This is a genomic window from Pseudomonas sp. LF-5, assembly GCF_037626295.1.
Taxonomy (GTDB): domain Bacteria; phylum Pseudomonadota; class Gammaproteobacteria; order Pseudomonadales; family Pseudomonadaceae; genus Aquipseudomonas; species Aquipseudomonas monsensis.
On record NZ_JARKMT010000007.1, the window covers coordinates 108,050 to 133,769 of the forward strand.

The 25,720-nt window shown below is 60.6% G+C and carries 23 protein-coding genes; 8 read left to right on the top strand and 15 right to left on the bottom strand.

Translation table 11 applies throughout. The annotated features are described in order from the left end of the window. The first annotated feature begins 269 nt into the window (after positions 1-269). The 7 genes from PseuLF5_RS19985 (at position 270) to PseuLF5_RS20015 (ending at position 7,575) form a co-directional block, all read left to right on the top strand. Complete coding sequence (locus tag PseuLF5_RS19985) at positions 270-1,511, top strand: SfnB family sulfur acquisition oxidoreductase (RefSeq protein ID WP_123470517.1); 1,242 nt, start codon at positions 270-272, stop codon at positions 1,509-1,511. A gap of 37 nt (positions 1,512-1,548) precedes the next feature. After that, positions 1,549-2,742: an SfnB family sulfur acquisition oxidoreductase gene (locus PseuLF5_RS19990; RefSeq protein WP_123470515.1), complete on the top strand. Its 1,194-nt coding sequence runs from the start codon at positions 1,549-1,551 to the stop codon at positions 2,740-2,742. Beyond that, positions 2,742-4,094, top strand: coding sequence for an LLM class flavin-dependent oxidoreductase (locus PseuLF5_RS19995; RefSeq protein WP_128616558.1), 1,353 nt, complete (start codon positions 2,742-2,744; stop codon positions 4,092-4,094). The genes PseuLF5_RS19990 and PseuLF5_RS19995 overlap by 1 nt, the downstream gene beginning before the upstream one ends. A gap of 118 nt (positions 4,095-4,212) precedes the next feature. After that, positions 4,213-5,022 (top strand): MetQ/NlpA family ABC transporter substrate-binding protein, encoded by an 810-nt coding sequence (locus PseuLF5_RS20000; RefSeq protein ID WP_340134487.1) that lies wholly within the window; start codon positions 4,213-4,215, stop codon positions 5,020-5,022. Positions 5,023-5,024: 2 nt separating this feature from the next. Continuing rightward, positions 5,025-6,146, top strand: a complete 1,122-nt coding sequence (locus PseuLF5_RS20005) for a methionine ABC transporter ATP-binding protein (RefSeq protein ID WP_340134489.1) — start codon at positions 5,025-5,027, stop codon at positions 6,144-6,146. Then, entirely contained in the window at positions 6,136-6,780 is a 645-nt protein-coding gene (locus tag PseuLF5_RS20010; protein ID WP_034151854.1) for a methionine ABC transporter permease, read from the top strand. Before PseuLF5_RS20005 ends, PseuLF5_RS20010 begins: the two co-directional genes overlap by 11 nt. 168 nt (positions 6,781-6,948) lie before the next feature. Further along, complete coding sequence (locus tag PseuLF5_RS20015; protein ID WP_340134493.1) at positions 6,949-7,575, top strand: class I SAM-dependent methyltransferase; 627 nt, start codon at positions 6,949-6,951, stop codon at positions 7,573-7,575. A 69-nt stretch (positions 7,576-7,644) separates the two neighbouring features. Here PseuLF5_RS20015 and PseuLF5_RS20020 read toward each other — a convergent pair whose 3' ends face one another. From PseuLF5_RS20020 to PseuLF5_RS20030, 3 genes are read right to left on the bottom strand one after another with little or no spacing between them, the layout of a single operon-like run. Next, a complete protein-coding gene (locus tag PseuLF5_RS20020) occupies positions 7,645-10,692 on the bottom strand; it encodes an efflux RND transporter permease subunit (RefSeq protein WP_340134495.1) in 3,048 nt (1,015 codons plus the stop codon). Continuing rightward, positions 10,689-11,753, bottom strand: a complete 1,065-nt coding sequence (locus tag PseuLF5_RS20025; protein WP_128616562.1) for an efflux RND transporter periplasmic adaptor subunit — start codon at positions 11,751-11,753, stop codon at positions 10,689-10,691. Before PseuLF5_RS20025 ends, PseuLF5_RS20020 begins: the two co-directional genes overlap by 4 nt. Then, positions 11,750-12,853 (bottom strand): efflux RND transporter periplasmic adaptor subunit, encoded by a 1,104-nt coding sequence (locus PseuLF5_RS20030; RefSeq protein WP_123470504.1) that lies wholly within the window; start codon positions 12,851-12,853, stop codon positions 11,750-11,752. Before PseuLF5_RS20030 ends, PseuLF5_RS20025 begins: the two co-directional genes overlap by 4 nt. 259 nt (positions 12,854-13,112) lie before the next feature. On the opposite strand from PseuLF5_RS20030, the gene PseuLF5_RS20035 reads away from it, so the two are divergent. Then, entirely contained in the window at positions 13,113-14,273 is a 1,161-nt protein-coding gene (locus PseuLF5_RS20035) for an AAA family ATPase (protein WP_340134498.1), read from the top strand. Positions 14,274-14,611: 338 nt separating this feature from the next. On the opposite strand, the gene PseuLF5_RS20040 is transcribed toward PseuLF5_RS20035, so the two are convergent. From PseuLF5_RS20040 to PseuLF5_RS20095, 12 genes are all read right to left on the bottom strand, one after another. Then, entirely contained in the window at positions 14,612-15,484 is an 873-nt protein-coding gene (locus tag PseuLF5_RS20040) for a transporter substrate-binding domain-containing protein (protein ID WP_123470500.1), read from the bottom strand. Beyond that, a complete protein-coding gene (locus PseuLF5_RS20045; RefSeq protein ID WP_340134500.1) occupies positions 15,481-16,263 on the bottom strand; it encodes an amino acid ABC transporter ATP-binding protein in 783 nt (260 codons plus the stop codon). The genes PseuLF5_RS20040 and PseuLF5_RS20045 overlap by 4 nt, the downstream gene beginning before the upstream one ends. Next, entirely contained in the window at positions 16,260-16,919 is a 660-nt protein-coding gene (locus tag PseuLF5_RS20050) for an amino acid ABC transporter permease (RefSeq protein WP_047290785.1), read from the bottom strand. Before PseuLF5_RS20050 ends, PseuLF5_RS20045 begins: the two co-directional genes overlap by 4 nt. Further along, the gene (locus tag PseuLF5_RS20055; RefSeq protein WP_123470496.1) at positions 16,900-17,565 is read right to left on the bottom strand and encodes an amino acid ABC transporter permease; all 666 of its coding nucleotides are present in this window, start codon (positions 17,563-17,565) and stop codon (positions 16,900-16,902) included. The genes PseuLF5_RS20050 and PseuLF5_RS20055 overlap by 20 nt, the downstream gene beginning before the upstream one ends. Before the next feature lie 1,040 nt (positions 17,566-18,605). Further along, positions 18,606-19,403, bottom strand: coding sequence for a MetQ/NlpA family ABC transporter substrate-binding protein (locus PseuLF5_RS20060; RefSeq protein ID WP_123470494.1), 798 nt, complete (start codon positions 19,401-19,403; stop codon positions 18,606-18,608). A gap of 168 nt (positions 19,404-19,571) precedes the next feature. Then, positions 19,572-20,504: a sigma 54-interacting transcriptional regulator gene (locus tag PseuLF5_RS20065; protein ID WP_222833897.1), complete on the bottom strand. Its 933-nt coding sequence runs from the start codon at positions 20,502-20,504 to the stop codon at positions 19,572-19,574. Positions 20,505-20,563: 59 nt separating this feature from the next. Beyond that, positions 20,564-21,145, bottom strand: coding sequence for an alpha/beta hydrolase (locus PseuLF5_RS20070; RefSeq protein ID WP_336348003.1), 582 nt, complete (start codon positions 21,143-21,145; stop codon positions 20,564-20,566). A 342-nt stretch (positions 21,146-21,487) separates the two neighbouring features. Beyond that, positions 21,488-21,889 (bottom strand): ExbD/TolR family protein, encoded by a 402-nt coding sequence (locus PseuLF5_RS20075; protein WP_123470489.1) that lies wholly within the window; start codon positions 21,887-21,889, stop codon positions 21,488-21,490. A 1-nt stretch (position 21,890) separates the two neighbouring features. Beyond that, positions 21,891-22,616: a MotA/TolQ/ExbB proton channel family protein gene (locus PseuLF5_RS20080; RefSeq protein WP_222833899.1), complete on the bottom strand. Its 726-nt coding sequence runs from the start codon at positions 22,614-22,616 to the stop codon at positions 21,891-21,893. Between the two features lie 45 nt (positions 22,617-22,661). After that, positions 22,662-23,471: an energy transducer TonB gene (locus tag PseuLF5_RS20085; protein ID WP_222833900.1), complete on the bottom strand. Its 810-nt coding sequence runs from the start codon at positions 23,469-23,471 to the stop codon at positions 22,662-22,664. Between the two features lie 378 nt (positions 23,472-23,849). After that, the gene (locus PseuLF5_RS20090; protein WP_123470484.1) at positions 23,850-24,176 is read right to left on the bottom strand and encodes a hypothetical protein; all 327 of its coding nucleotides are present in this window, start codon (positions 24,174-24,176) and stop codon (positions 23,850-23,852) included. 189 nt (positions 24,177-24,365) lie between these two features. After that, entirely contained in the window at positions 24,366-25,709 is a 1,344-nt protein-coding gene (locus PseuLF5_RS20095) for an aryl-sulfate sulfotransferase (protein ID WP_123470482.1), read from the bottom strand. Between the last annotated feature and the right edge of the window lie 11 nt (positions 25,710-25,720).

Sequence of the window (25,720 nt, forward strand, 5' to 3'; positions counted from 1 at the left end):
CGCGAGCAAGCTCCCCTGCCACAGAATCGCTCAGCCTCGAAAACCCGTTAACCAATCCGACCATCACCCCTTCTATGCATATTCCTAAAAGTTAGTTTATTTAATATTTATACACGCTTAGGGTATATGAACCGGACCACCGGACATTCTTTCGTTCGCCGCACTTTTGCGGCGTTTTTCATGAGATGTGAGGTAGGTAGTATGGTCCGGAACACAATCACCCCAGTGCAGATCGCCAGGGCATTGCGTGCAGCCAAGGAGCGGCACTGATGTCCAGTCTGGCAGACGCAAACGTCCAGTCGGATCTGGACATCGCCCCGTTGTTGTTGCCCGCGCAGGTCTTGCGCAACGACGCCCAAGCCATCAAGGCCGCCCATGAGCTGGCGCAAGTCGCCCGTGTGCAGGCCGCCAGGCGCGACCGCCAGCGCAAGCTGCCGTGGTCGGAAATCGAACAGTTCACCCGCAGCGGCCTGGGCAGCATCGCCATCCCGCGTGAGTACGGTGGCCCGCAAGTTTCGTTCGTTACCCTGGCCGAAGTGTTCGCGATCATTTCCGCCGCCGATCCGGCGCTGGGACAGATTCCGCAGAACCAGTTCGGCATCCTCAACCTGGTGCTCGGCAGCGCCACTGAGGCGCAGAAAAAGCAGCTGTTCCAGAGCGTTCTGGAAGGCTGGCGCATCGGCAATGCTGGCCCCGAGCGCGGTACGAAAAACACCCTGGAATTGAAGGCGCGCATCACCGCCGATGGCGATGACTACGTGATCAACGGCCAGAAGTTCTATTCCACTGGCGCGCTGTTCGCGCACTGGGTCGCCGTCAAGGCACTCAACGATGACGGCAAGCAAGTGCTGGCCTTCGTCCGTCGTGGCACGCCGGGATTGCGCATCGTTGATGACTGGTCGGGCTTCGGTCAGCGCACCACCGCCAGCGGCACGATCCTGCTGAACAACGTGCGTGTCGAGTCGAGCCTGGTGGTCGACAACTGGAAGATCAACGAAACCCCGAATACTCAAGGCGCCGTCTCGCAGCTCATTCAGGCGGCCATCGACGCCGGCATCGCCCGTGGTGCCATCGACGACGCCATCGAGTTTGTCAAAACCCGTGCCCGGCCGTGGATCGACGCCAAGGTCGAGCGCGCCAGCGATGACCTCTACGTGATCGCCGACATCGGCAAACTGAAAATCGAACTGCACGCCGCCGAAGCGCTGCTGCGCAAGGCCGGGCAGGTACTCGATCAGGTGCACGCTGCGCCACTGACCGCCGAGTCCGCCGCCCGCGCCTCGATTGCCGTGGCCGAAGCCAAAGTGCTGACCACCGAGATCTCGCTGCTGGCCAGTGAAAAACTTTTCGAACTGGCCGGCAGCCGCGCGACCCTCGCCGAATTCAACCTCGACCGCCACTGGCGCAACGCCCGGGTGCACACCCTGCATGACCCGGTGCGCTGGAAGTATCACGCGGTCGGCGCCTATCGCCTGAACGGTACTTTGCCGGCTCGTCACTCCTGGATTTAACGACCGCACACTTTTGACCAGATCTCTGGAGAAACACATGACTTATTCTCACTCCGTCGCGGTCATCACCAGCGATGAGCAAGCCCTGATCGTCGCCAGCGACCTGGCCGAAGATTTCAAACGCGACAGCGCCGTGCGCGACCGTGAACGGCGTCTGCCGCTGCCGGAACTCGACGTGTTTTCCCGCTCCGGCCTCTGGGGCATCAGCGTGCCCAAGGAATACGGCGGCGCCGGCGTATCCAACGTGACCCTGGCCAAAGTCATCGCCCTGATCGCTCAGGCTGACGGCTCGCTCGGGCAGATTCCGCAGAATCATTTCTACGCACTCGAAGTGCTGCGGGTGAACGGCAGTCACGCGCAGAAACAACGGCTGTACGCCGAAGTGCTCGCCGGCCAGCGCTTCGGTAACGCACTGGCGGAACTGGGCACCAAAACCGCCCACGACCGCGTCACCAGCCTCAAGCGCGACGGTGACGGCTATCGCATCAATGGCCGCAAGTTCTACTCGACCGGGGCGATTTACGCCCAGCGTATTCCGACTTCCGTGGTCGATGAAAACGGCGTGCAACAACTGGCATTCGTCCCGCGTGACAGCCAGGGCCTGACCGTGATCGACGACTGGAGCGGCTTCGGCCAGCGCACCACCGGCAGCGGTTCGGTGGTGTTCGAAGACGTCTACGTCGCCGCCGAAGACGTGATCCCGTTCCAGAGTGCCTTCGAGCGTCCGACCACGGTCGGCCCGCTGGCGCAGATCCTTCACGCCGCCATCGACACCGGCATCGCCCGTGCCGCGTATGAGGACGCGCTGCACTTCGTGCGCAGCAAAACTCGTCCGTGGATCGACTCCGGCAACGACAAGGCTACCGAAGACCCGCTGACCCTCAAGAGTTTCGGCCACTTGAGTATTCGCCTGCACGCCACCGAAGCCTTGCTCGAACGCTCCGGCGAATTCCTCGACATCGCGCAGGCCGAGACCACCGCCGAGACCGTCGCGGCGGCGTCGATCGCCGTTGCAGAAGCACGCGCCATCAGCACCGAGATCTCCCTGGCCGCCGGCAGCACCCTGTTCGAACTGGCCGGCAGTCAGGCCACCCTGATCGAGCACGGCCTCGACCGTCACTGGCGCAACGCTCGGGTGCACACCCTGCACGACCCGGTGCGCTGGAAGTATCACGCGGTGGGTAATTACTACCTCAACGATGAAAAGCCGCCGCTGCGGGGCACTATCTGATGAGCAAGAAAAAGATCCTGCTCAACGCGTTCAACATGAACTGCATCGGCCACATCAACCACGGTTTGTGGACGCATCCGCGCGACACCTCGACCCGGTTCAACAGCATTGAATACTGGACCGAACTGGCGCAGTTGCTGGAACGCGGGCTGTTCGACGGGTTGTTCATCGCCGACATCGTCGGGGTGTACGACGTCTATCAGAACTCGGTGGACGTCACGCTCAAAGAGTCGATCCAGCTACCGGTCAACGATCCGCTGCTGCTGGTCTCGGCCATGGCTGCTGTCACCAAAAACCTCGGTTTCGGCCTGACCGCCAACCTCACCTACGAACCGCCGTACCTGTTCGCCCGGCGCATGTCGACGCTCGATCATTTGAGCCGTGGTCGCGTGGGTTGGAACATCGTCACCGGTTACCTCGACAGCGCCGCCAAGGCCATGGGCCTGCGCGAGCAAGTCGAGCATGACCGGCGCTACGACCAGGCCGACGAGTACCTGGAGGTGCTCTACAAACTCTGGGAAGGCAGTTGGGAAAACGGCGCGGTGCTCAATGACCGTGCGCAGCGGATCTACGCCAACCCGGAAAAAGTGCACAAGGTCGAGCACAAGGGCGAGTTCTATCAGGTCGAGGGTTATCACCTCTGCGAGCCATCGCCGCAGCGCACACCGGTGCTGTTCCAGGCTGGAAGTTCCGATCGCGGCTTGCTGTTCGCCGGGCGTCACGCCGAGTGCGTGTTCATCAGCGGCCAGAACAAGCCGTCGACCAAGGTGCAAGTCGACAAGGTTCGCGCCAGCGCGGTCGAGGCCGGGCGCAATCCCGAGGACATCAAGGTGTTCATGGGCCTCAACGTGATCGTCGGCGCCACCGAAGAAGCCGCTTGGGCCAAGCACGCCGAGTACCTGAGTTATGCCAGTGCCGAGGCTGGCGTGGCGCACTTTTCAGCGTCTACCGGCATCGACTTTTCCCAGTACGAAATCGACGAACCGATCCAGTACGTGAAAAGCAACGCCATCCAGTCCGCGACCAAGAACCTGCAGAACAACGACTGGACCCGGCGCAAATTGCTCGACCAGCACGCCCTCGGTGGCCGCTACATCACCGTGGTCGGCTCGCCCGAGCAAGTGGCGGATGAACTGGAGTCGTGGATCGCCGAAACCGGCCTCGACGGCTTCAACCTGACCCGCATCGTCACCCCGGAAAGCTATGTCGATTTCATCGAGCTGGTGATTCCGGAGTTGCAGCGGCGTGGGTCGTACAAGACTGCGTATGACAGCGGCAGCCTGCGCGAGAAGTTGTTTCACGGCGAGGCGCAACTCCCCGAGCAACACACCGCTGCTGCGTACCGGCATTAAAAGCTTCGCGAGCAAGCTCGCTCCCCCATTTGGAATGCATTTCCCTGTGGGAGCGAGCTTGCTCGCGAAGAGGCCCGACCCAACACCACATAATCAATGCACTGACTGGAAAACCATCATGACCAAGAAACGCCTGACCCACCCAGTCAAAGCACTGGCCCTGGCCTTCGGCCTGTTCAGTTCGGCGGTGTTCGCTGCCGACGCTCCACTGAAAATCGGCACCACCGCCGCCTTCGCCATCCCGCTGGAAGCCGCCGTCGAAGAGGCTTCCAGGCAAGGCCTGAAAGTCGAGCTGGTGGAGTTCACCGACTGGATCGCGCCGAACGTCAGCCTCGCCGCGGGCGACATCGACGTGAACTACTTCCAGCACATCCCGTTCCTCGAAAACGCCAAGGCCGCTTCCGGTTTTGACCTGGTGCCGTTCGCCCCGGGGATCATCAACAACGTTGGCCTTTACTCGAAGAAATACAAAAGCTTCGACGAGTTGCCCGAGGGCGCCAGCGTCGCCATCGCCAACGACCCGATCAACAGCGGGCGCGGCCTGCAACTGCTGGCCAAGGCCGGTTCGATCAGCCTGAAACCGGGCGTCGGCTACAAGGCCACCGAAGACGACATCGTCGCCAACCCGAAGAAAATCAAAATCCTCCAGGTCGAAGCCGTGCAACTGGTGCGTGCCTATGACGACGCCGATCTGGTCCAGGGCTACCCTGCCTACATCCGTCTGGCGAAGACCTTCGATGCCGGCTCCGCGCTGCTGTTCGACGGCCTCGACCACAAGGAATACGTGATCCAGTTCGTGATCCAGCCGAAGAGCAAAGATGATCCGCGCCTGATCAAGTTCGTCGATATCTACCAGCACTCGCCAGCCGTGCGCGCCGCGCTGGATAAGGCTCACGGCAAGTTGTACCAGGCCGGTTGGGAAAGCTGAGCATGACGGCCGCGATCCAACGGCGACTGGAAACTCCAGAGCCCAAACATGCTGAAAGAACCGAACTGCACCCCGAGTTGAACCACGCCCACGTACGCTTCATCGGCCTGGGTAAAACCTACGACGGCCGGCAAGGCCCGGTCGCTGCGCTGCAGGGCATTGATCTGGCGATTCAGCGCGGTGAAGTGTTTGGCATCATCGGCCGCAGCGGCGCCGGCAAGTCATCGTTGATCCGCACGATCAATCGTCTGGAGCAGCCGACGTCGGGGCGGGTACTGATCGACCAGGTCGATATCGGCGAGTTCGATGAGGATCGCCTGGTCAACCTGCGCCGACGCATCGGCATGATCTTCCAGCACTTCAACCTGATGTCGGCCAAGACCGTCTGGCAGAACGTCGAACTGCCGCTGAAAGTCGCTGGCGTGCCAAAAGCACAGCGCGAGCAGAAAGTCCGCGAATTGCTTGAACTGGTCGGCCTGCAAGCCAAGCACAAGAGCTACCCGGCGCAGCTGTCCGGCGGACAGAAACAGCGCGTCGGCATCGCCCGGGCGTTGGTGCATGACCCGGATATTCTGCTCTGCGACGAAGCCACTTCCGCGCTCGATCCGGAGACCACCCAGTCGATCCTCGGCCTGCTGCGCGAGATCAACCAGCGCCTGGGCCTGACCATCGTATTGATCACCCACGAAATGGCAGTGATCCGCGAAATCTGCGACCGCGTGGTGGTGCTGGAGCACGGGCGCGTCGTCGAACAAGGCCCGGTCTGGGAAGTGTTCGGCAATCCGCAGCACGAGGTCAGCCAGACCTTGCTCGCGCCGCTGCAACACGCCTTGCCGGAAGAACTGCAAAGCCGTCTGCATGCCTCGCCACCCTCTGGCGACGCGGCAGTGGTGCTGCGCCTGCAATTGACCGGCGCTGCCCGCGACGAGCCGGATCTGGCGGCGTTGTTCGCCGCGCTCGGTGGTCGGGTGAAGTTGTTGCAGGGCGGCGTGGAGCGGATTCAGGGCCATGCGCTGGGGCAATTGCTGCTGGCCGTCAGCAGTTCCGCGGCGAGCGCCGAGCAATTGCGCGAACGTGCCGGGCAATGGGCGCAACGGGTGGAGGTGCTGGGTTATGTGGTTTGATCGCTTGCTGCAGGGTTTTATCGACACTTTCCTGATGGTCGGTGTGTCGTCGCTGATCGCGCTGCTGGTGGGGATTCCCATGGCGGTGATTCTGGTCACCAGCGACAAGGGCGGGATTTACGAAGCACCGGTGTTGAATCGCGCACTCGGGGCGTTTGTGAACCTGTTTCGCTCGATTCCGTTTCTGATTCTGATGGTCGCACTGATTCCATTCACCCGGCTGATCGTCGGCACCACCTACGGTGTGTGGGCGGCCGTGGTGCCGCTGACCATTGCCGCGACGCCGTTCTTTGCGCGGATTGCCGAGGTGAGTCTGCGCGAGGTTGATCATGGTTTGATCGAAGCGGCGCAGGCGATGGGATGCCGGCGCTGGCATATCGTCTGGCATGTGCTGTTGCCCGAAGCGCTGCCGGGGATTGTCGGCGGTTTCACCATTACCCTGGTAACGATGATCAACTCGTCAGCCATGGCCGGGGCGATTGGTGCCGGCGGCTTGGGGGACATCGCCTATCGCTACGGCTATCAGCGCTTTGACAGCCAGATCATGTTGACGGTGATTGTGTTGCTGGTGGCATTGGTGGCGGTGATTCAGTTGGGTGGAGACCGCTTGGCGCGGGGATTGAACAAGCGCTGAGTCTGGCCGGGCTCATGCAGCGACTTCACAAACGCTATCGCGAGCAGGCTCACGCCTACAGGGGAATGCATTTCAAATGCAGGAGTGAGCCTGCTCGCGATGGGCTGCGCAGCCGCCCCGCTTCATGGCGTATATTCGGCGAATCCCAACTGCCCGCGTATCCCGACCATGAAGCAGACCCCCAGCGATCTCGAACAGATCACCGCCACCACCCTCGGCCATTACAACTCGGTGGCCGAAGACTTCCGCGAAGGCACCCGCGATCACGACGTCAGCCAGAACATCAATGCGTTGCTGCGGCATATTCAAGGCACGGCGCCGTTCACGGTTCTGGACTTTGGCTGTGGCCCCGGACGGGATTTGCAGACGTTCACGCGCATGGGGCACATCGCCGTCGGGCTGGATGGTTCGCAAGAATTTGCGCGAATGGCCCGCGAGGACAGTGGCTGTGAAGTGTTGCAGCAGGACTTTCTGAAGCTCGATCTGCCGGCTGAGCGCTTCGACGGGATCTTTGCCAATGCGGTGCTTTTTCATGTGCCGTTGCAGGAATTGCCACGGGTATTGAAGCAATTGCACAGCACGTTGAAACCGGGTGGCGTGTTGTTCAGCTCCAATCCGCGCGGGGATAACCAGGAGGGCTGGAACGGGCCGCGGTATGGCTCGTATCACGATCTTGAGGCGTGGCAAGGGTTGCTGACGGCGGCGGGGTTTGTCGAGCTTGAGCATTACTACCGCCCGGCGGGATTACCGCGTGAGCAGCAGCCTTGGTTAGCAAGCGTTTGGCGTAAGGCTTGAGTTGAGTCAGCCCCCCTCACCCTGACCCTCTCCCTTTGGGAGAGGGTCAGGGTGAGGGCCGCTGTTGACTCAATCCTTCTTCGGTTCGCGAATCTTGTACCAGGCCACATACAGCGCCGGCAGGAACAGCAGCGTCAGCAGCGTCGCCACCACAATCCCGCCGATCATCGCGTACGCCATCGGCCCCCAGAACACTTCCCGGGCAATCGGGATCATGCCCATGCTCGCCGCCGCTGCAGTCAGCAGGATCGGCCGGCGCCGGTGCTCGGTCGCTTCCACCACCGCATCCCACGGCGCAGAGCCGTTTCGCTCGAACTCGTCGATCTGCGTTACCAGGATCACCGAGTTACGGATGATGATGCCGATCAGCGCCAGAATCCCCAGGATCGCCACGAAGCCCATCGGCGTGCCCGTCGGCACCAGCGCCAGCACCACGCCGATCAGCCCCAGCGGCGCGACACTCGCCACCAGGAACATCTTCTGTACGCTGTGCAACTGGATCATCAGGAATGTCGCCATCAGGAACAGCATCAATGGCAGCACCTTGGCAATCGGCCCCTGAGCCTTGCCGCTCTCCTCGACCGTACCGCCGGTGGCGACTTTGTAACCGACCGGCAGTTTCTCCGCGAAGGCATCAATCGACGGCTTGAGGAGTTTCACCAGGTCGGTCGGCTGGATCTCGTCGCGCACCGATGCCTTGATGGTGATGGTCGGCAAGCGGTCACGGCGCCATACCAACGGCTGTTCCAGCTCATAACGCACGGTGGCGAACGCGAGTAGCGGAATCGACGTGCCGTTCGGTGTGACGATCTGCAAATTCTGCAGGGTTTCCGGCGTGCCGCGCTCGGAGCTCACCGCACGGCCGACCACGTTGATCAAGTAAATATCGTCGTTGACCTGGGTCAGCGGCGCGCCACTGACAATGCTGTTCATCAGGTTCGCCACGTCTTCGGACGACAGCCCGAGCTGGCGTGCCTTGTCCTGGGCGATGTCGATGCGCAGGACTTTGCCCGGCTCGTTCCAGTCGTAAATGATCTCGCCGATGTGCGGGTTCTTGTCCAGTTCGGTGGCCAGGTCGATGGCGTGCCTGCGCACCTGATCAATGTCCTTGCCGCTGATCCGGTACTGGATCGGCCGCCCCACCGGCGGGCCCATTTCCAGCGCCTGCACGTAACTGCCGATGCCGACGAAATCCTTGTGCAGGCGTTCGCGCAGGCGCTGACTCAGCGCTTCGCGGGCCTCGAAGTCTTTGCTGACGATGACCAGTTGCGCGTAGTACGGGTTCTGCAATTGCTGGTCGAGGGGCAGGTAGAAACGGATTGCACCCTGACCGATGTAGGTGCTCCAGCGCACGATGTCCGGGTCGCCCTTGAGCGTGGCTTCGAGTTTGTCGACGGCGTTGCGGGTTTCGTCGATGGAGGCGTTTTGTGGCAAGTTCAGGTCGACCAGAATTTCCGGGCGATCCGAGGACGGGAAAAACTGGTTCTGCACGAAGCGCATGCAGAACACGGCCAGCACAAACAGCAGCACGGTAATGCCGATCGCCCACCAGCGATTGCGCATGCACCACAGCAAACCGCCATTGAAGGCCCGACCGACGCGACCCGGCTCGGCTTCATGGGGTTTCACATTGGTGCTGAGAATGTGCACGCCGATCACCGGGGCAAAGAACACCGCCACCACCCACGACACGATCATCGCCACGGCAATCACGGCGAACAGGGTGAAGGTGTACTCACCCGCAGAACTGGCGTTGAGGCCGATGGGCACGAAACCGGCCACCGTCACCAGCGTACCGGTGAGCATCGGAAACGCCGTGGAGGTGTAGGCGAACGTGGCCGCCTGCTCCTTGCTTTCGCCCATTTCCAGGCGCGTGACCATCATTTCCACCGTGATCATCGCATCGTCCACCAACAGGCCGAGGGCAATGATCAACGCGCCGAGGGAAATCCGTTGCATGGTGATGCCGCTGTATTCCATGAACACAAACACCATTGCCAGCACCAGCGGGATCGAACAGGCCACCACCAAGCCGGCGCGCACGCCGAGGCTGATGAAGCTCACCACCAGTACGATGATCACCGCCTCAAACAGCGCGCTGGTGAAGCCACCGACGGCCTCTTCCACCACCACCGCCTGATCGGACACGGTGTGCACGCCGACGCCGACCGGCAGATCGGCCGTCAGCTCGTCGATGCGCTGGTGCAGGGCCTTGCCGAACTCCTGAACGTTGCCGCCCTTCTGCATGGCAATCGCCAGACCGATCGCCGGTTTGCCGTCAAAGCGAAATTCAGGCGTGGCCGGATCGACGTAACCCCGGCTGATGTCGGCGATGTCGGCCAGGCGATAGAAACGGTCGTTGAGCTTGAGATTGACCTCGGCCAGATCTTTCTCCGAAGCGAACTGGCCCGAGGTGCGCACGGATATGCGCTCCGGCCCGGCCTCGATGACACCGGCTGGGGTCACGGCGTTCTGCGATTGCAGGCTCTGCACCACCTGACGCTGATCGATGCCTAACGCTGCGAGTTTTCGGGTGGAGAAATTCAGGTAAATCACTTCGTCCTGCTGGCCGATCATTTCAATCTTGCCCAGCCCCGGCACATTGCGGATCTCGGCCCGCGCCTGTTCCACGTAGTCGCGTAACTGGCGCATGGTCAGGCCGTCGGCGGTGAACGCATACACCGAACCGAACACATCACCGAATTCGTCGTTGAACCCCGGCCCTTGAATGCCCTTGGGAAACTGCCCGCGAATGTCATCTATTTTCTTGCGCACCTGGTACCAGATTTCCGGGATGTCCTTGGCGCTGGTGGTGTCGCGCAAGTACACGTACACCGTCGATTCGCCGGGGCGCGTGTAGCTTTTCACGTAGTCGAGGGAGTCGAGTTCTTCGAGTTTTTTCTCGATGCGGTCGGTGACCTGCTTGAGGGTTTCCTCCTGGGTCGCACCCGGCCATTTGGTCTGGATCACCATGGTCTTGATGGTGAACGACGGGTCTTCCTCGCGCCCCAGATTGAAGTACGAGAACACCCCCATCAACAACGCGACGAACATCAGATACCAGACGAAAGACTGATGCTTGAGGGCCCATTCGGAGAGGTTGAAAGAGCCTTTCATTGACTGTCCTCGTCAAGTTTCACGGATTGTCCGGGTTTGAGACTGTTGACGCCGGCGCTGACCACGCGCTCACCGTTCTTCACGCCGCCCGCGAGCACCACGCTGCCGTCGGTGCGGCTGATCACGCTGACGTCGCGCGGGCTGACGGTTTTGCTTTGGGTGTCGATGACCCAGATACGGGATTTGCCATCGACTTCCTGCAGCGCGGTGGCGGGCAATTCGATGCGCGGTTTGATCGCCGAACTGAGGGTCACGCTGATCGCCGTACCGAGACGGAAACCGTCCGGGGTGTCGGCCAGGGTCAGCCGTGCGCGACGGGTGCGGGTAGCGCTTTGTGCCTGCGGCTCGATCTCGCGAAGGGTCGCCGTGGTGTTGATGCTCGGGTCGAGTTGCCCGGCCACCAGAAACACCACATCGGAAGGGATCTCATCGACCAAGGTGTCCGGCAGGTCGATCACCGCTTCCTTGATATCCGGTTGCGCCAGGGTCACCACTTGCTGCCCCGCCGTCACCACTTGCCCGGCCTCGGCGTTCCACGCGGTGACCACCGCTTTGTGGTCTGAACGCAGTTCGGTGTAGCCGAGCTGATCCTTGCTTTGATTGACCGCCGCGCGCGCCTGATCCAGTGAGGCCTGGGTGGTTTTCAGGTCGGTGGTGGCAATGTCCAGCTGCGCCTGCGCGCCCACGCCGCGATCAAACAGCGCCTGCTGCCGGCGGGCGTTGGCCTGGGCGTTGATCAGTTGTGCCTGGACCTTGGCCAGATCGCCCTGGGCCGAACGCAACTGGTTCTGCTGATCGGACGGGTCGAGAGTGGCGAGCAGCGTGCCCTTTTGCACCTCGGCACCGACATCGACGTTACGGCTGGCGATACGTCCACCCACGCGAAAGCCAGTGTTGCTCTCGTAACGCGCCTGAATGCTGCCGGCGAAACGGCCGAGGGTTTCCTCGTTCAGCGCCTGCACCTTGATCGACAGCACCGGCCGCACCGGCTCCGGTGGCGGCTCGTGTTTCGAACAGGCGGCCAGCAATACGCCGATGGATAACAGCCCCAGTCGCTTCATGGCTGTGCTCCCGGCTGCAGACTTTTGTAGGTGTTTTCGGCAATCTCGACTTTCATCCCCGGATGCAACAACTGGCCACCGGCGACAATGACTTTTTCCCCACCCTTGAGGCCATCGCTGATGACGACCTTGCCGATCAGGTAGCGGCCAACTGTCACGCTGTGCAACTGCGCCTCACCTTTTTCGTCGACCATCCACACCGCCGGATCGCTGATGTTTTTGGTCAGCGCCGACCACGGCAATTCCACCGCCGACTTGCCGCTGCCCTTGGCGGTGGCGCTGACCACCGAGCCCAGTTGCATGCCCTGTGGCAGGCTGTCGAGGGTGACTTTGACTTGCACCGTGCCGGACTGCGCCGACACCGCCGGGGTGATTTCACGCACCGTGCCGGTGGTCTTGATCGCGGGGTTGTCGAGCAGGCTGACGACAATCGAACGGTCCGCCGGGCGCTCGGCCAGCAGCGATTCGTAGACATTGAATACCGCATCGCGGGCGCCGTCGCGGGCCAGCGAGAAAATCGGCGCGGTGGCCTGCACCACTTGCCCGACTTCAGCCTGACGTTCGGTGATCACTCCCGGTGCATCGGCGATCAGCGCGGTATAACTCAACTGATCTTTGGCGTTAGCCAATTGCGCCTGCGCCGCGCTCAATGCGCTCTGGCTGCTGCGCAACGCCGCCTGGGCGGAATCGTATTCGCTCTGGCTGGTGTAACCCTTGGGCAGAAGTTTTTGCTGGCGCACGAACGCCGCCGCGCTCTGCTTGACCCGCGCCTGCTCGGCGATGACCTGGGCTTGTGCGGAATCGACGTTGGTCTGCAGGTCCTTGGGATCGAGTTTGGCCAACACCTGTTTGGCGCTGACCCGGTCGCCCACATCCACCATGCGCTGGATGATCTTGCCGCCGACCCGGAACGACAGTTCGGTCTGCACCCGGGCCTGAACGTCGCCGGTGAGGGTCACGGCTGGCGCGTAGTCAGCGGGTTTCACTTCTTGCACAAAGACCCGCGGCAGGTACTGCGCCGGGGCTTCTTCTTTGCCGCAAGCGGTCAGCAACGTAAGCAGGCTCAGCACGACAACTGTTTTCAATCCGGGACTCGCCATGCAGACTCCTTCCTGTGTACGAACGTGCAAGTGACGATACGACTGTGAGCTTAGAACAGGGTTCAACGTTCGCTCGCGGGAACAACGCATTTTCAAAATGATTTTTGCGGCGAGATGGCTTGCTCCCGCTCGACTGCACAACAGTCGCAAAACCGCTCGAATCGGGAGTTGGGCCAGCTTCGCAGCCCGGCGGGCTCAAGCTCCCTCGCCACAGGGCTGCAGGCACGGCACACTAACGGTTCCGGCAAAGGAAACGCCCATGCTCAAAACCCTGGCGGTGGCCAATTACCGCTCGATCAATAAATTGGTGATTCCGCTGGGCCGGCTGAACCTGATCACCGGCCCCAACGGCAGTGGCAAGTCCAACCTGTACCGCGCGCTGCGCCTGCTGGCGGAGACCGCTCAGGGCGGCGTGGTCAATGCGCTGGCGCGTGAAGGCGGGCTGGAGTCGACGTTCTGGGCCGGACCGGAAACCCTCACCCGGCGCATGCACAACGGCGATGTGGCGATTGAGGGCAGTGTGCGCCAGTCGCCGATGCGCCTGCGCATGGGATTTGCCGGGGAGGAGTTCAGTTATTCGATCGCCTTGGGTCTGCCCGCCCCGACCCGCTCGTTCTTTTCCCTCGACCCAGAGATCAAGCGCGAATGCATCTGGGCCGGGCCACTGTATCGCCCCGCCAGTCTGCTGGTGGACCGCAATGGTCCGATGATCCGCGCTCGCGAGGGTCGAGGCTGGGACGTGCTGGCGCAGCACACGCCGAACTTCGACAGCCTGTTCGATCAGGTCGGCAGCCTGCGTAGCTCGCCAGAAGTGTTCCAGATGCGCGAGTTCATCCGCCGCTGGCGCTTCTACGATCACTTTCGCAGCGATGCCGACGCCCCGGTGCGCCAACCGCAACTGGGCACCCGCACGCCAGTGCTGCATCACGATGGCCGTGACCTGGCGGCAGCCTTGCAGACCATCATCGAAATCGGCGATCCGGAAGCATTGCACGCAGCAATCAGCGATGCGTTCCCCGGCGCCCGCCTGAATGTCACCCCCGCCGGCGGTGGACGCTTTGCCATCGAGCTTTATCAGGAAGGCTTGCTGCGGCCACTGTCGGCGGCAGAGCTGTCGGACGGAACATTGCGTTATCTGCTGCTGATCGCCGCGTTGCTGACGCCACGACCACCGTCGTTGATGGTGCTGAACGAACCGGAAACCAGCCTGCATCCGGACCTGTTGCCGGCGCTGGCGCGATTGATCATCCGTGCATCGCAGCAGTGTCAGGTGTGGGTCGTGTCCCATGCGCGACGGTTGATTTCGGCGCTGCAGGAAGACCCGGAGTGCAATTGCATTGTGCTGGAGAAAACCCTGGGGCAGACCGGGATTGTCGGGCAGCGAGTGCTGGATGAACCGGCGTGGAACTGGCCGGATTAAAAGCCCCTCACCCTAACCCTCTCCCGGAGGGAGAGGGGACTGATTGGGGGATGCTGGTGAATTACGCCGACCTGAAAATGCTTCTGTGAATCCATAATCGACTCGGTTTGTCAGGTCGATGCCTAATGCAGGACACCTCGGTCGGCTCCCTCTCCCGGAGGGAGAGGGGACTGATTGGGGGATGCTGGTGAATTACGCCGACCTGAAAATGCTTCTGTGAATCCATAATCGACCCGGTTTGTCAGGTCGATGTCTAAGCAGGACACCTCGGTCGGCTCCCTCTCCCTCCGGGAGAGGGCTGGGGTGAGGGGCAGGCCTCACCACGACTCAACAGACAATCACCCCTGCCACTTGCCACCCTCGACAATCACGCTCTCAGGCTTGGTGTCATCGCTCAGTTCCTTACGCACATATTGGTCGTACAGTTTGAGCAGATACTTCTCCTCGCCCAGCTTGGTCAGCTCGCTATTCACCCAGTCACGCAGCTCGATATTGCCCTTCTTCACCGCCGGCGCAATCGGTGCTTCTGCACCGAGTTTTTCGTCCAGCACGCGGTAGCCCGGGTTCTGCTTGGCCCAGCTGAACAGCACCAGATTGTCCTGCGCATACGCATCGCCACGGCCATTGGCCAGGGCTTGCAGCGACTCGGTGTTTTTCTCGAACTTGAGCAGTTTCCAGTCCGGATGATTTTTGGTCAGCCAGATGTCCGCCGTGGTGCCGGTGGTCACGATGGTGGTGCGGGTGGCCAGGTCATCGAGGCTTTTCACCGAACTGCTTTGCGGCACCAGCGCCTGCACCGCGACCTTGAGGTTCGGGTTAGTGAATTCCACCGCGTCCTTGCGCTCCGGGGTCACGGTCATGTTGGCGAGGATCAGGTCGACCTTGTCGCTTTGCAGGAACGGAATGCGGCTCGCCGGCTCCACGGCAACGAACTCGACCTTGTTCTCGTCACCGAGCAGATCCTTGGCGAAACGCCGACCGATGTCGGTGTCGAAGCCGACGTAGCGCCCGGCCTCATCGACAAAACCGAACGGTGGCTTGTCGGTGAAGACGCCGACGATCAGTTTGTCGCGGGCCTTGATCTTGTCCAGATAACCGGCCGGCGCGGTGCTTTCGCTGGCGACTTTCGGCTTCGGCGGTTCTTCGGTTTTGCTGCAACCGGCAAGTAAGGCGAGGCTCAGCAGGGGCAGTAAAAAAGCGGCAGTTTTCATAACGGTTCCAGTTCCTTTGTCGGATTCGTTTTTGGCAGTGTTGCAACGAAGGAGAACTTCTCCAGAAACTGCTGCGCGCGTGCGGTTTGCGGGTTCGTAAAGAAAATCTCGGGCGGGTTCTGTTCAAGGATGCGCCCGGCATCCATGAACACGATGCGGTCGGCCACCGCGCGGGCGAAGGCCATTTCGTGGGTGACGATCAGCAGGGTCATGCCCTCGCGGGCCAGGCCCTGAATCACTTGCAGCACTTCCTTGACCATTTCCGGGTCAAGGGCCGCGGTGACTTCATCGAAGAGCATGACCCGCGGGTTCATGCACAACGAACGGACGATGGCGATGCGTTGCTGCTGGCCGCCGGAGAGCTGGCGTGGAAACGCATCGCGCTTGTCCGCCAGGCCCACCCGTTCGAGCAGGGCTTCGGCCTGCTGCTGCGCTTCGCGGCGCTGACGTTTCTGCACCTTGAGCGGGCCGAGCAGCAAATTGTCGAGCACGCTCATGTGCGGGAACAGGTGATAACTCTGGAACACCATGCCGATCTGCTGACGGATTTCACGCCAGTCAGTGGCCTTGTCCAGCAGCTCGCGGCCGACAAATTTCAGGCTGCCGCTGTGGGCCTGTTCCAGACCATTGAGACAACGCAGCAAGGTGCTTTTGCCGCAGCCGCTGAGGCCGAGGATGACGATCACTTCGCCGCTGCGCACTTGCAGGTCGATGCCGTTGAGCACCTGCTGCTCGCCGTAGAATTTGTTGAAGCCGTGAAACTCGATCAATGCGCTCATGCTTGCGTCCAGCGCCGCTCCAGCACGCGCGAGGCGGCCGACAGCGGGTAGCAGATGAAAAAGAAAAACAGGAACAGCGCACCGTAGATCAACACCGATTCGTAGGTGCGCTCGATGATCTGCTGGCCGACCTTGATGACGTCGACCACGCCGATCAGCACCGCCAGCGAACTGGTCTTGATGATCCGCGTGTAGACGTTGATGGTCGGCGGCGTCATGCGTTTCAGCGCTTGCGGCAACAGCACGTAGCCGTAGAGCTGCGCAGCGTTCAGGCCGATCGACAGCCCTGCTTCACGCTGCCCGCGCGGTAACGAATGCAACGCCCCACGCGCCACCTCGCCGACCTCGCTGGCGCCCCACAGCGACAGCACCAGCACCGCACACCAGAAACTGGGCAGGCTCAGGCCGAAGAAAATCGGCAGGCCGAAAAACAGCAGGTACAACCAGACCAGCACCGGGATCGCCCGGAACAGCTCCAGATACACTCGCAGGATTGCGTTCAGCCACGTCACGTTGAGCGTGCGCAACACGCCGTAGAGCACACCGCCGACGGTGCTGATAGCAATGCTCAGGAACGAGATCGACAAGGTTTGCCCGGCGCCTTTTGCCAGTTGTGGCAACGACACCCAGAGCAGTTCAAGACCCGAACTGGCCATGCTGGAGCCTCCTTTCCAGACGGCTGAGCAGCAGCGACAGCGGCAAGAACAGCAGCACGCAAATCAGCGTCAACACGGCGAGCATTTCGTAGGTTTTGTAGTAGAGCGCGATGTAGCTCTTGGTGGTGTAGAGGATTTCCGGCACGGCCACCGCCGAGACCACGGTGGTTTCCTTGAGCAGGAAAATGAAATTGGCGAACAGCGACGGCAGGCTGAGGATCCCCGCTTGCGGCAGGATCACGTAGCGCAGCAACTGGCCGTGGGACAGGCCGATGGAGCGCCCCGATTCCAGCTGCGCCTGCGGTACGGCATCGACGCCGGCACGCAGCACTTCGGTGAGGTAGGCGCCACCGAGAAACGTCATGGTGATGATCGCGGCAGTGAAACCGGACACCTTGATGCCGATGGCCGGCAAGGCGAAGTAGACGAAGAACAGCTGAATCAGCAGCGGCGTGTTGCGCGCCAGTTCCACGTACAGGCCGACGGCGCGCTGCAGGTAAGGCGTGCGGAACACCAGAATCGTCGCATTGAGCAACGCCACCAGCAGCGAGGTGCCGATGGCGATGAAACCGACCTGCAGCGTCACGCCCACGGCTTTGAGAAACGCCGGCAGCGTGCTGAGGATGAACGCGTAATCGAGAGTCATGAAACGTCCTGGACGCCGCTTGATAAGCGACGGTAGTGCAGTCCATGGGCAGCGGGTGGCTGTCCGGCAGGAGGTGACTTTATAGGTATAAAAAAAAGAATTTAAATACCGTTAAAGCATATTGATATCACCCAAAAAACTATCTTGTGGGTTTGCCGGGAAGGAATAAGAAGGCTATTTTCCTTTGCGCTGTAGGAAGGATCTTTTTTGCACGAAAGCCCTCCAAGGACGAACAGCTTTTGGCCAGACTCCCCGGCCAAACCCTTACAAGGAAGACAACATGGACGTAAAAGTGCCGCAGCGACTGGATCCGCAGGACATTGTGAAATTGCTCGTGGCGTTGAGGCGGGCGTTGAAGGCCCAAGTGGCCTGAGATCAAGAGCACCCTCACCCCAACCCTCTCCCAGAGGGAGAGGGCGCTGACCGAGGTGTCTGGCGTCATACATCGACCTGAAAGACCGAGTCGATTATGGATTCGGCAGAGATCTTTCACGTCGGCGAACCTCTACAACATCCCCCAATCAGTCCCCTCTCCCTCCGAGAGAGGGAGCCTACCGAGGTGTCTTGCGTCAAACATCGACCTGAAAAATCGAGTCGATTATGGATTCAGCAGAGATCTTTCACGTCGGCGTACCTCTACAACATCCCCCAATCAGTCCCCTCTCCCTCCGAGAGAGGAAGCCTACCGAGGTGTCTTGCGTCATACATCGACCTGAAAAATCGAGTCGATTATGGATTCAGCAGAGATCTTTCACGCCGGCGTACCTCTACAACATCCCCCAATCAGTCCCCTCTCCCTCCGAGAGAGGAAGCCTACCGAGGAGTCTTGCGTCAAACATCGACCTGAAAAATCGAGTCGATTATGGATTCAGCAGAGATCTTTCACGTCGGCGTACCTCTACAACATCCCCGAATCAGTCCCCTCTCCCTCCGGGAGAGGGTTAGGGTGAGGGGCTTTTCAACGCACACACAAAAACGCCGATGACTATCGCTAGCCATCGGCGTTTTCACACCTTGAAGGGGTTCACTCAAGCGTCAGATCAGAACGCCGGCAATACCGCGCCGTTGTACTTCTTCTCGATAAACGCTTTGACTTCCGGGCTGGTCAGGGCAGCGGCCAGTTTCTTGATGGCGTCGCTGTTCTTGTTGTCCTCACGGGCCACCAGGAAGTTCACGTAAGGCGAATCGGCGCCCTCGATCACCAACGCATCCTTGGTCGGATTCAGCTTGGCTTCCAGCGCGTAGTTGGTGTTGATCATGTCCAGATCAACTTCCTTCAGCACACGTGGCAGCAGGGCCGATTCCAGTTCCTTGAACTTGAAGTTGTGCGGGTTCTTGGCGATGTCTTTCGGGGTCGCCAGGGCGTTTTTCGGATCTTTCAGCTCGATCAGGCCAGCCTTTTGCAGCAGGATCAGGGCGCGACCGCTGTTGCTGCCTTCGTTAGGGATCGCGATGGTCGCGCCGTCAGGCAGTTCAGCCAAGGTCTTGTACTTGCTCGAGTAGCCACCGAACGGTTCAACGTGCACGCCTTGCACAGTGACCAGGTACTTGGACTTGTCATCCTTGTATTTGCCAGCGTTGAAGCTGTCCAGGTACGGCTTGGTCTGGAAGTAGTTGGCGTCCAGGCGCTTTTCGCCCACTTGCACGTTCGGCTGCACGTAGTCGGTGAAGACTTTGATTTCCAGATCCACGCCTTCTTTGGCCAGGGTCGGCTTGATCAGCTCGAGGATTTCGGCGTGCGGCACCGGGGTCGCCGCGACCACCAGTTTCTCGCCAGCGTTGGCCAGGGAAGCAGTCAGAGCAGCCGCCAGTGCGGTAAACAACAGAACCTTTTTCATGCAGTGTCCTTATCGAAAATCACGGTCGCAGAGGGCGACGGCTATTTAATACGTGTGCCAGTGAAGTGCTATCTCTGGCGTGAAGCGGACAATACCGGGATTTTTTATTCCCGGACAATAACGTTTATTCACTTTGATATTCCATTTTGCTCATACAGGACAAAACGGTCACAAGCGCTGACTCAAACCAATCAGCAAATCTTTCAACGCCTTACGCTCGTCAACGCTGCCGCCGATGTTGATCTGCGTGACCAGTCGTTCGATCTGCAGGTGCGGGCCAGAAGCGTCGGGCAGGTTCAGGTGTTCCGGGAGAATTTCCTCCCCAGTGCTGACCAACAGCGCAAAGTGAATGACGTTTTCCAGCTCGCGGGTGTTGCCCGGCCAGCTGTGGCGCTCCAGCAGATGTTGCGCCGCTTCGCTGATCAACGGCACCGGCAGGTCGAGACGCTGGCTGTAGATGCCGAGAAAATATTCGGCCAATGACAGGATGTCGCCGATTCGCTCGCGCAGCGCCGGCAGTTCCAGTTGCCCTTCGCTGAGGTAGTGATAGAGCCGTTCGTGGAATTTCCCCGCGTCCACCGCTTGCGCCAGATCGATGCTGGTCGCCGCCACCAGGCGCACGTCCACCGGACTCGGCTGATGGGCGCCGACGCGGGTGACTTCGTGGTTTTCCAGAGCGGCGAGCAATTTGATCTGGATCGGCAGCGGCAGGTCGCCGATTTCATCCAGGTACAAGGTGCCGCCATTGGCCGAACCGAACCAGCCGGCACGGCTGCTGGCCGAACCGGCGTAACTGCCGGCGGCATAGCCGAACAGCTCGGCATCGGCGTAGGTCGGGCTGATCGCGCCGCAATTGACCGAAACGAACAGACCGCTGCGATCACTGGCGCGGTGGATGTGGCGGGCGAGCAGTTCTTTACCCGTACCGGTCTCACCGCGAATCAGCACCGAGATCGAACGCGGGGCCAGTTGCTCCAGCTCTTCACGCAACTGACGCGAGCGCGGATCGACAAACACCAACGCCTTGGCGCGGATGCTCAGGGGACTTTTTTCCGCATCGGGAAAGGTCAGCAACGGCTGACCGAACGTTTCAAAACTCATGGCAGACTCCCGCCCACAACCGCCGGGAGACGGGGGCGATCAAAAAGAAAATGTACGACTCAGGCGCGACGCCGCGCGTGATGTTCCAGGCGGTTTTGCAGGCGATAGAGGTAGGCGAAACCCTGCTCCCAGCGCTGATGCCCGGACTTGACGTTGATATGCCCGGCCCCGGAAAGAATCCCCGCTTCGGCGCCCCAGTTACGCGCCAGCTCCAGCGCACGCGGAGCGCTGACAGCGGCGTCGTTGTCGGAGGCGACCACCTGGCTCGGAAACGGCAATAAATCCGTCGGGATCGGCGCGAAATTACGCAGCGCCGGCGCACAGGTCGGGCGCTCGACATCCGCCGGCGCAACGAGCAAGGCACCGCGGACCTGACGCAGGTACTGCACAGGCGCAGTGGCCGCCCAATGCGCAACGGTGACGCAGCCCAGGCTATGAGCGATGAGGATCACCGGGGTGCTGTCGGCGGCAATGGCTTCGGCCAGTGCGGCAACCCAATCTTCCCGGCGCGGCGTCAGCCAATCGGCCTGCTCGACCCGCGCGCTGTTCGGCAGGCTGTTCTGCCAGTGGGTTTGCCAATGATCTTCTGGCGATCCTTGCCAGCCCGGCACAATCAGGTAGCGGATTGATTCGTTGCGCATGGGGAGCTCTCCTGCGGCGTGTCTGTTCCTGATCGAGTATAAGGAGGGGATTTATATTCGTTAAGGAATAAGAAGCTATTTATTAAGACCTGAAATGAATATGCGATGTGTGCATGGCTTGAAATCTTTTCCCCCTCACCCCAACCCTCTCCCCAAGGGGGCGAGGGGGAAGGGAGCCGATCTTCATGCCGTTCAAATCTTGAGTTCGGCTCGAAATATCAGGTCGGCGTACCTCGAACAAAAACCTCGGTCAGTCCCCTCTCCCTCTGGGAGAGGGGTGCCAGGAATAAAAAAAGGGCCGCACCCTGCCAAGGAGACGGCCCCGGAAAAACGTTGAATCTGTTACCGCGCGGTGATCACCGACAATTTGGTAATTCCCGCCCGCTCGATCGAAGCCATGGCTCGCGCCACTTCGCCGTAGTTCACCCCGTCGTCGGCCTGCAGTTGCACGCGCACTTGCGGGTCTTTCGCCTTGGCCGACTTGAGGTTGAATTCCAGCACGTCCGGCTGAATCTCATCCTTGTTGATAAACAGCTTGCCGGCGCCGTCGATGCTCACCACCAGCGGGTCTTTCTGCTCGACCGGCGCCACCGCCTCGGTCTTCGGCAAGTTGATCGGAATCGCGTTGGTCAGCAGTGGCGCGGTCACGATGAACACCACCAGCAGCACCAGCATTACGTCCACCAGCGGCGTCACGTTGATCTCGCTGAGCACCTCGTCACTGTCTTGCGTGGAGAAGGCCATATCAGGACGCCTCCTTCACTTTTGCCGCACTGCCCGGGGCTGCAACCTTGTGCGCGGTCGGGTGAATCAGGACGCGGAACGCACTCTTCTGCGCCAGGCTGTAGAAGTCGTGGGCGAAGTCATCCAGATCCGCGGCGGTCAGTTTCAGACGCCGCAAAAAGTAGTTGTAAACCAGCACCGCCGGCACCGCGACGGCGATTCCCACCCCGGTGGCGACCAGTGCCGCGCCAATCGGGCCGGCCACGGTTTCCAGGCTGGCGGAACCGGCGGCGCTGATACCTTTCAACGCTTCCATGATTCCCCACACCGTGCCGAACAAACCAATGAACGGCGAGGTGCTGCCGATACTCGCGAGCACCGCCAGACCGGTTTCCAGCGAACGGCGCTCACGGACGATCTGCTGACGCAAGGCACGTTCGAGTCGATCCTGATGGTTGATCGCCTGGCTCAGGTCATTGGCCTGCGGCGCCTCGCCCACCTGAATCGCCGCGTAACCCGCCTGGGCTACCCGGGCGGCAGCGCCGGGTTGGGTCTCGCTCAACTCGGCGGCAGCATCCAGACTCGACGCCGCCCAGAAGCGCTTATGAAACTTGCGATCCTGCGCCTTCAGACGACCGAACTGCACAGCCTTGAGCAGCGCCAGCCCCCAGGTCGCGACGGAAAAAACCACCAGCAGCCAGATCACCGCGCTTTCGATGGATTCCAGTGGAGATGCCAGTAACGTCATGATGTGTTCCCTCGTGTAAACATTTCGCGCGAATTTGGTTTCGGTTTAGTGAATCTTGAAGTCGATGGGCACGCTGACCCAGCCGTCCTGGGCGACATCACCCTGCTTGGCCGGGACGAAACTCCAACGTTTCACCGCGTTCAACGCGGCGTCGTCGAGTGGTTGCCGGCCACTGCTTTTCTGAATCTGGATCTCACCCGGTTTGCCGCTGGCCAACACATGCACGCGCAGCAATACAGTGCCCTCCCAACCGCGACGCTGAGCCAGCGACGGATATTCCGGCGCCGGGTTCTTCAGGTACGCGGCGTTCGCTGATGCCGGCGTTACCGGGGCCGGTGCGGGTGGAGCCAGTGGTGCAGGCGCTGCCACCGGTGCTGCCGGTTGTGGTGGCGCGGGCGGTTGCGCGACGGCTTTGGGCGCGGGCTTCGGCGCGGGTTTCACCACCGGCCTGGGTTTGGGGACCGGTTTCGGTGGCGGCGGTTTAACGGCCAGCTCGTCCTCCACCGGCGGCGGTGGCTCGACTACCGGCGCCGGTGGCGGCGGCTCGACCACTGGCGGCGCGGGAGGCGCCGGGCGCGAAAACTCGATGGTCATCGGCGGAATTTCCGGCGGCACAATCGGCAATGCCGGTGTCGGATGCTGATTGATCCAGTAGATCACCGCGCCATGCGCCAGCAGCGCCAGCACACCGAGCAGAAGCTTTTCGCGCCGGCTCGGGATGCCCTTGGGCGCACGCTGCAAACGCAACTGCCCCAACGGCACGCGATGGGGCCGGCCGAGATCGACCAGTTCACCACTCGGCGTCTGACGCCACAGCAATTCCTGTGCGCTCGCGGCGGTCTGGACATTGCCCATTGATTCACTCCCTGCGGTCTTTTTGCGTGCTCTACAAAAATGGCCGACCCACCGTTTATTGAACCCCCACGGTGCATCGCTGGGTGAATCATTGGGCCTGGTGCTTATCTCCGAAAGTAATCTTTAATATTATGGATAGGCTTTTATGGAATATAGAAACTGATCAATTTCGCCAAAGCCCCGCGCCATAAGGGCTGCAGCGATGCAGCAAAAACCGCATGCCTTTCAGGCATTAAAAGTATTCCTGCAACGCATCAAATTCAGTTGACGCGGTTTCACGGGACAACTCATAAAAAATAGAGCGTTGATTATTAATATTCCCCAAAACAAAAAAGGCCGATGCACTTTCGTGCACCGGCCTTTCAATCAAATCAACCATTATTGCTTGATAAACTCTCCTGCCAGCCCCACAACGTCGCCATCAAAGTTGTTACGTGAACCCACCGCACGAACTTTAGAGTAGTTGTGATCCGGTGAGAACAGTGTCCACGACTGATAGCCTGTACCGTCATTCAGTGCGGTGAACGTGATGATCGTCGGCTGCCCGGTGCTGTTCTGAAAATGATAATGCCCGTAAGCGATGTCGTAATTCACGCCATTCTGGCTGAACTTGCCGCTGAAGGTACCGTTGGAGTCGTTGCCATCGGTAATCGTCAGTTTGGCGCCAGCGTTAGCGTTTACATAACTGCCATTAATGCTCGACATAACGAGATTTCCTTTATCGTTGGATAAGTGTCTTCCGATGAGAGCAAGTTTCCTCCTGGAAACTCACGACAGTCAGAATGGTTCGACATTCGTATATTGTCCAAGCCACTGACTAATGAATTTGCAATAAGCCCCCCTCATTAAGCTCATAACTTATCGCCATTCCGTCGAGCATTAATTCCATTTCTACTAACGGCTCGCGCTGGCTTGTTGCACGCCAATGGCAGGGGCAATCACTGCGGTCTCGGAACGTGGCGTTCCAAGCGGCACCCAGTCATAACTCACAGGCAGCGCCCGATACACCCAGTTGCTGATCGCATCGCTGCCCGGCGCCTTGCCCAGGTACGGGCTGACGTATTCCCAGACGTTTTCACCGCTCGCCGTGACCTGGAAAAACCGCCCGTTCATGCCTTCGTCGATCAGCGTATTGCCGTTGGGCAGACGTCGCGCACTGCTGATGAACGAACTGTAGAACGCCCATCCCGGCTGCTTCGAATTGGCCGCACTGTACTGCCAGACGATTTCGTTTTTCTGCGGATCGATTTCCAGCACCCGCGAGCCGGAAATCAGCCCGAGGGGGACGTTCGGATATCCCGCCGAACCCTGATTGTCGAATACCAGCAGGTTGCCGGCACCAGGCAGCCCGGCCGGGATGATGTGCGCGTCATGCTGGCCGACAAACTGGTCCACCGGGCGCGGCAGTTTTTGCGCGGTTTTTGGGTTGATCAGCGGCAAGTTCGGGCCGAGGCGCCAGACCACTTTGCCGGTCTTTTTGTCGATGATTGCAATGAAGTTGGCGTTGCGCGAATCGAGCAGCAGATTGTCCGGATTGAAGCGCTTGTCACCGGCATCGAACCACTTGTTTGGCCCGACCACACTGAGGTTGTTGATATGCAGGTAATCCGGGTTGTCGCTGGCGCGCACCTGTTTCAATTGCTCGGGGGTAAAGCCGAATTCGTTGAGGTGCTCCGAGGCCAGCCACTGCCATTTCACCTCACCGCCGGGGCTGACTTCATAGATCGCATCATCAATCACCTCGGGCGCTTTGAAGCCTTTGATCGTGTGCACCTTGTTCGCCAGCACCACCGTGTTGCCGTTGCTCAAACGGCGCTGATCATGGTGCTGTTGCGCCGCGCCACCGGGCGCCTTGTCGCCCCACTGCCAGACCACTGTGCCGTTCCAGTCGAGCTCGCCAACACTCTGGTTGCCCAGCCCGTTACCGGCCGAACCGAGTTTGCCCGGCTCCTTCGCACTCAGTTGCAGCAGCACATGCCCGCGCTCACCGCCAACCAGTTTCGGGTCGATGATGGCCGACGGAAAACCTTCCTGGGGCCAGGTTTTCACCTCATTGCCATTCATGTCGATCAGGTGCGTCTGCTTGTCGGCGCCACTGAAGATCACGTACTGATTGAACGCCTTGTCCGGGTCGTACCGGGTCACTCCGGTCGGGTACACGCTGGGCGCGGCGAACGCGCCGGCACTGAAGACCGCGCCTGACAGCAATACCGGTAAAGCGGTTTTGATGCGCAACATTGTGCAGCTCC

Excerpts from the sequence above, each read along its gene's own strand:
- PseuLF5_RS20000 (WP_340134487.1), top strand. The coding sequence starts at position 4,213 with ATGACCAAGAAACGCCTGACCCACCCAGTCAAAGCACTGGCCCTGGCC.
- PseuLF5_RS20005 (WP_340134489.1), top strand. The coding sequence starts at position 5,025 with ATGACGGCCGCGATCCAACGGCGACTGGAAACTCCAGAGCCCAAACAT.
- PseuLF5_RS20015 (WP_340134493.1), top strand. The coding sequence starts at position 6,949 with ATGAAGCAGACCCCCAGCGATCTCGAACAGATCACCGCCACCACCCTC.
- PseuLF5_RS20010 (WP_034151854.1), top strand. The coding sequence starts at position 6,136 with ATGTGGTTTGATCGCTTGCTGCAGGGTTTTATCGACACTTTCCTGATG.
- PseuLF5_RS19995 (WP_128616558.1), top strand. The coding sequence starts at position 2,742 with ATGAGCAAGAAAAAGATCCTGCTCAACGCGTTCAACATGAACTGCATC.
- PseuLF5_RS20045 (WP_340134500.1), bottom strand. The coding sequence starts at position 16,263 with ATGAGCGCATTGATCGAGTTTCACGGCTTCAACAAATTCTACGGCGAG.
- PseuLF5_RS20040 (WP_123470500.1), bottom strand. The coding sequence starts at position 15,484 with ATGAAAACTGCCGCTTTTTTACTGCCCCTGCTGAGCCTCGCCTTACTT.
- PseuLF5_RS20025 (WP_128616562.1), bottom strand. The coding sequence starts at position 11,753 with ATGAAGCGACTGGGGCTGTTATCCATCGGCGTATTGCTGGCCGCCTGT.
- PseuLF5_RS19985 (WP_123470517.1), top strand. The coding sequence starts at position 270 with ATGTCCAGTCTGGCAGACGCAAACGTCCAGTCGGATCTGGACATCGCC.
- PseuLF5_RS20035 (WP_340134498.1), top strand. The coding sequence starts at position 13,113 with ATGCTCAAAACCCTGGCGGTGGCCAATTACCGCTCGATCAATAAATTG.
- PseuLF5_RS20095 (WP_123470482.1), bottom strand. The coding sequence starts at position 25,709 with ATGTTGCGCATCAAAACCGCTTTACCGGTATTGCTGTCAGGCGCGGTC.
- PseuLF5_RS20050 (WP_047290785.1), bottom strand. The coding sequence starts at position 16,919 with ATGGCCAGTTCGGGTCTTGAACTGCTCTGGGTGTCGTTGCCACAACTG.
- PseuLF5_RS20060 (WP_123470494.1), bottom strand. The coding sequence starts at position 19,403 with ATGAAAAAGGTTCTGTTGTTTACCGCACTGGCGGCTGCTCTGACTGCT.
- PseuLF5_RS20055 (WP_123470496.1), bottom strand. The coding sequence starts at position 17,565 with ATGACTCTCGATTACGCGTTCATCCTCAGCACGCTGCCGGCGTTTCTC.
- PseuLF5_RS20030 (WP_123470504.1), bottom strand. The coding sequence starts at position 12,853 with ATGGCGAGTCCCGGATTGAAAACAGTTGTCGTGCTGAGCCTGCTTACG.
- PseuLF5_RS20075 (WP_123470489.1), bottom strand. The coding sequence starts at position 21,889 with ATGGCCTTCTCCACGCAAGACAGTGACGAGGTGCTCAGCGAGATCAAC.
- PseuLF5_RS20085 (WP_222833900.1), bottom strand. The coding sequence starts at position 23,471 with ATGGGCAATGTCCAGACCGCCGCGAGCGCACAGGAATTGCTGTGGCGT.
- PseuLF5_RS20080 (WP_222833899.1), bottom strand. The coding sequence starts at position 22,616 with ATGACGTTACTGGCATCTCCACTGGAATCCATCGAAAGCGCGGTGATC.
- PseuLF5_RS19990 (WP_123470515.1), top strand. The coding sequence starts at position 1,549 with ATGACTTATTCTCACTCCGTCGCGGTCATCACCAGCGATGAGCAAGCC.
- PseuLF5_RS20020 (WP_340134495.1), bottom strand. The coding sequence starts at position 10,692 with ATGAAAGGCTCTTTCAACCTCTCCGAATGGGCCCTCAAGCATCAGTCT.
- PseuLF5_RS20070 (WP_336348003.1), bottom strand. The coding sequence starts at position 21,145 with ATGCGCAACGAATCAATCCGCTACCTGATTGTGCCGGGCTGGCAAGGA.
- PseuLF5_RS20090 (WP_123470484.1), bottom strand. The coding sequence starts at position 24,176 with ATGTCGAGCATTAATGGCAGTTATGTAAACGCTAACGCTGGCGCCAAA.
- PseuLF5_RS20065 (WP_222833897.1), bottom strand. The coding sequence starts at position 20,504 with ATGAGTTTTGAAACGTTCGGTCAGCCGTTGCTGACCTTTCCCGATGCG.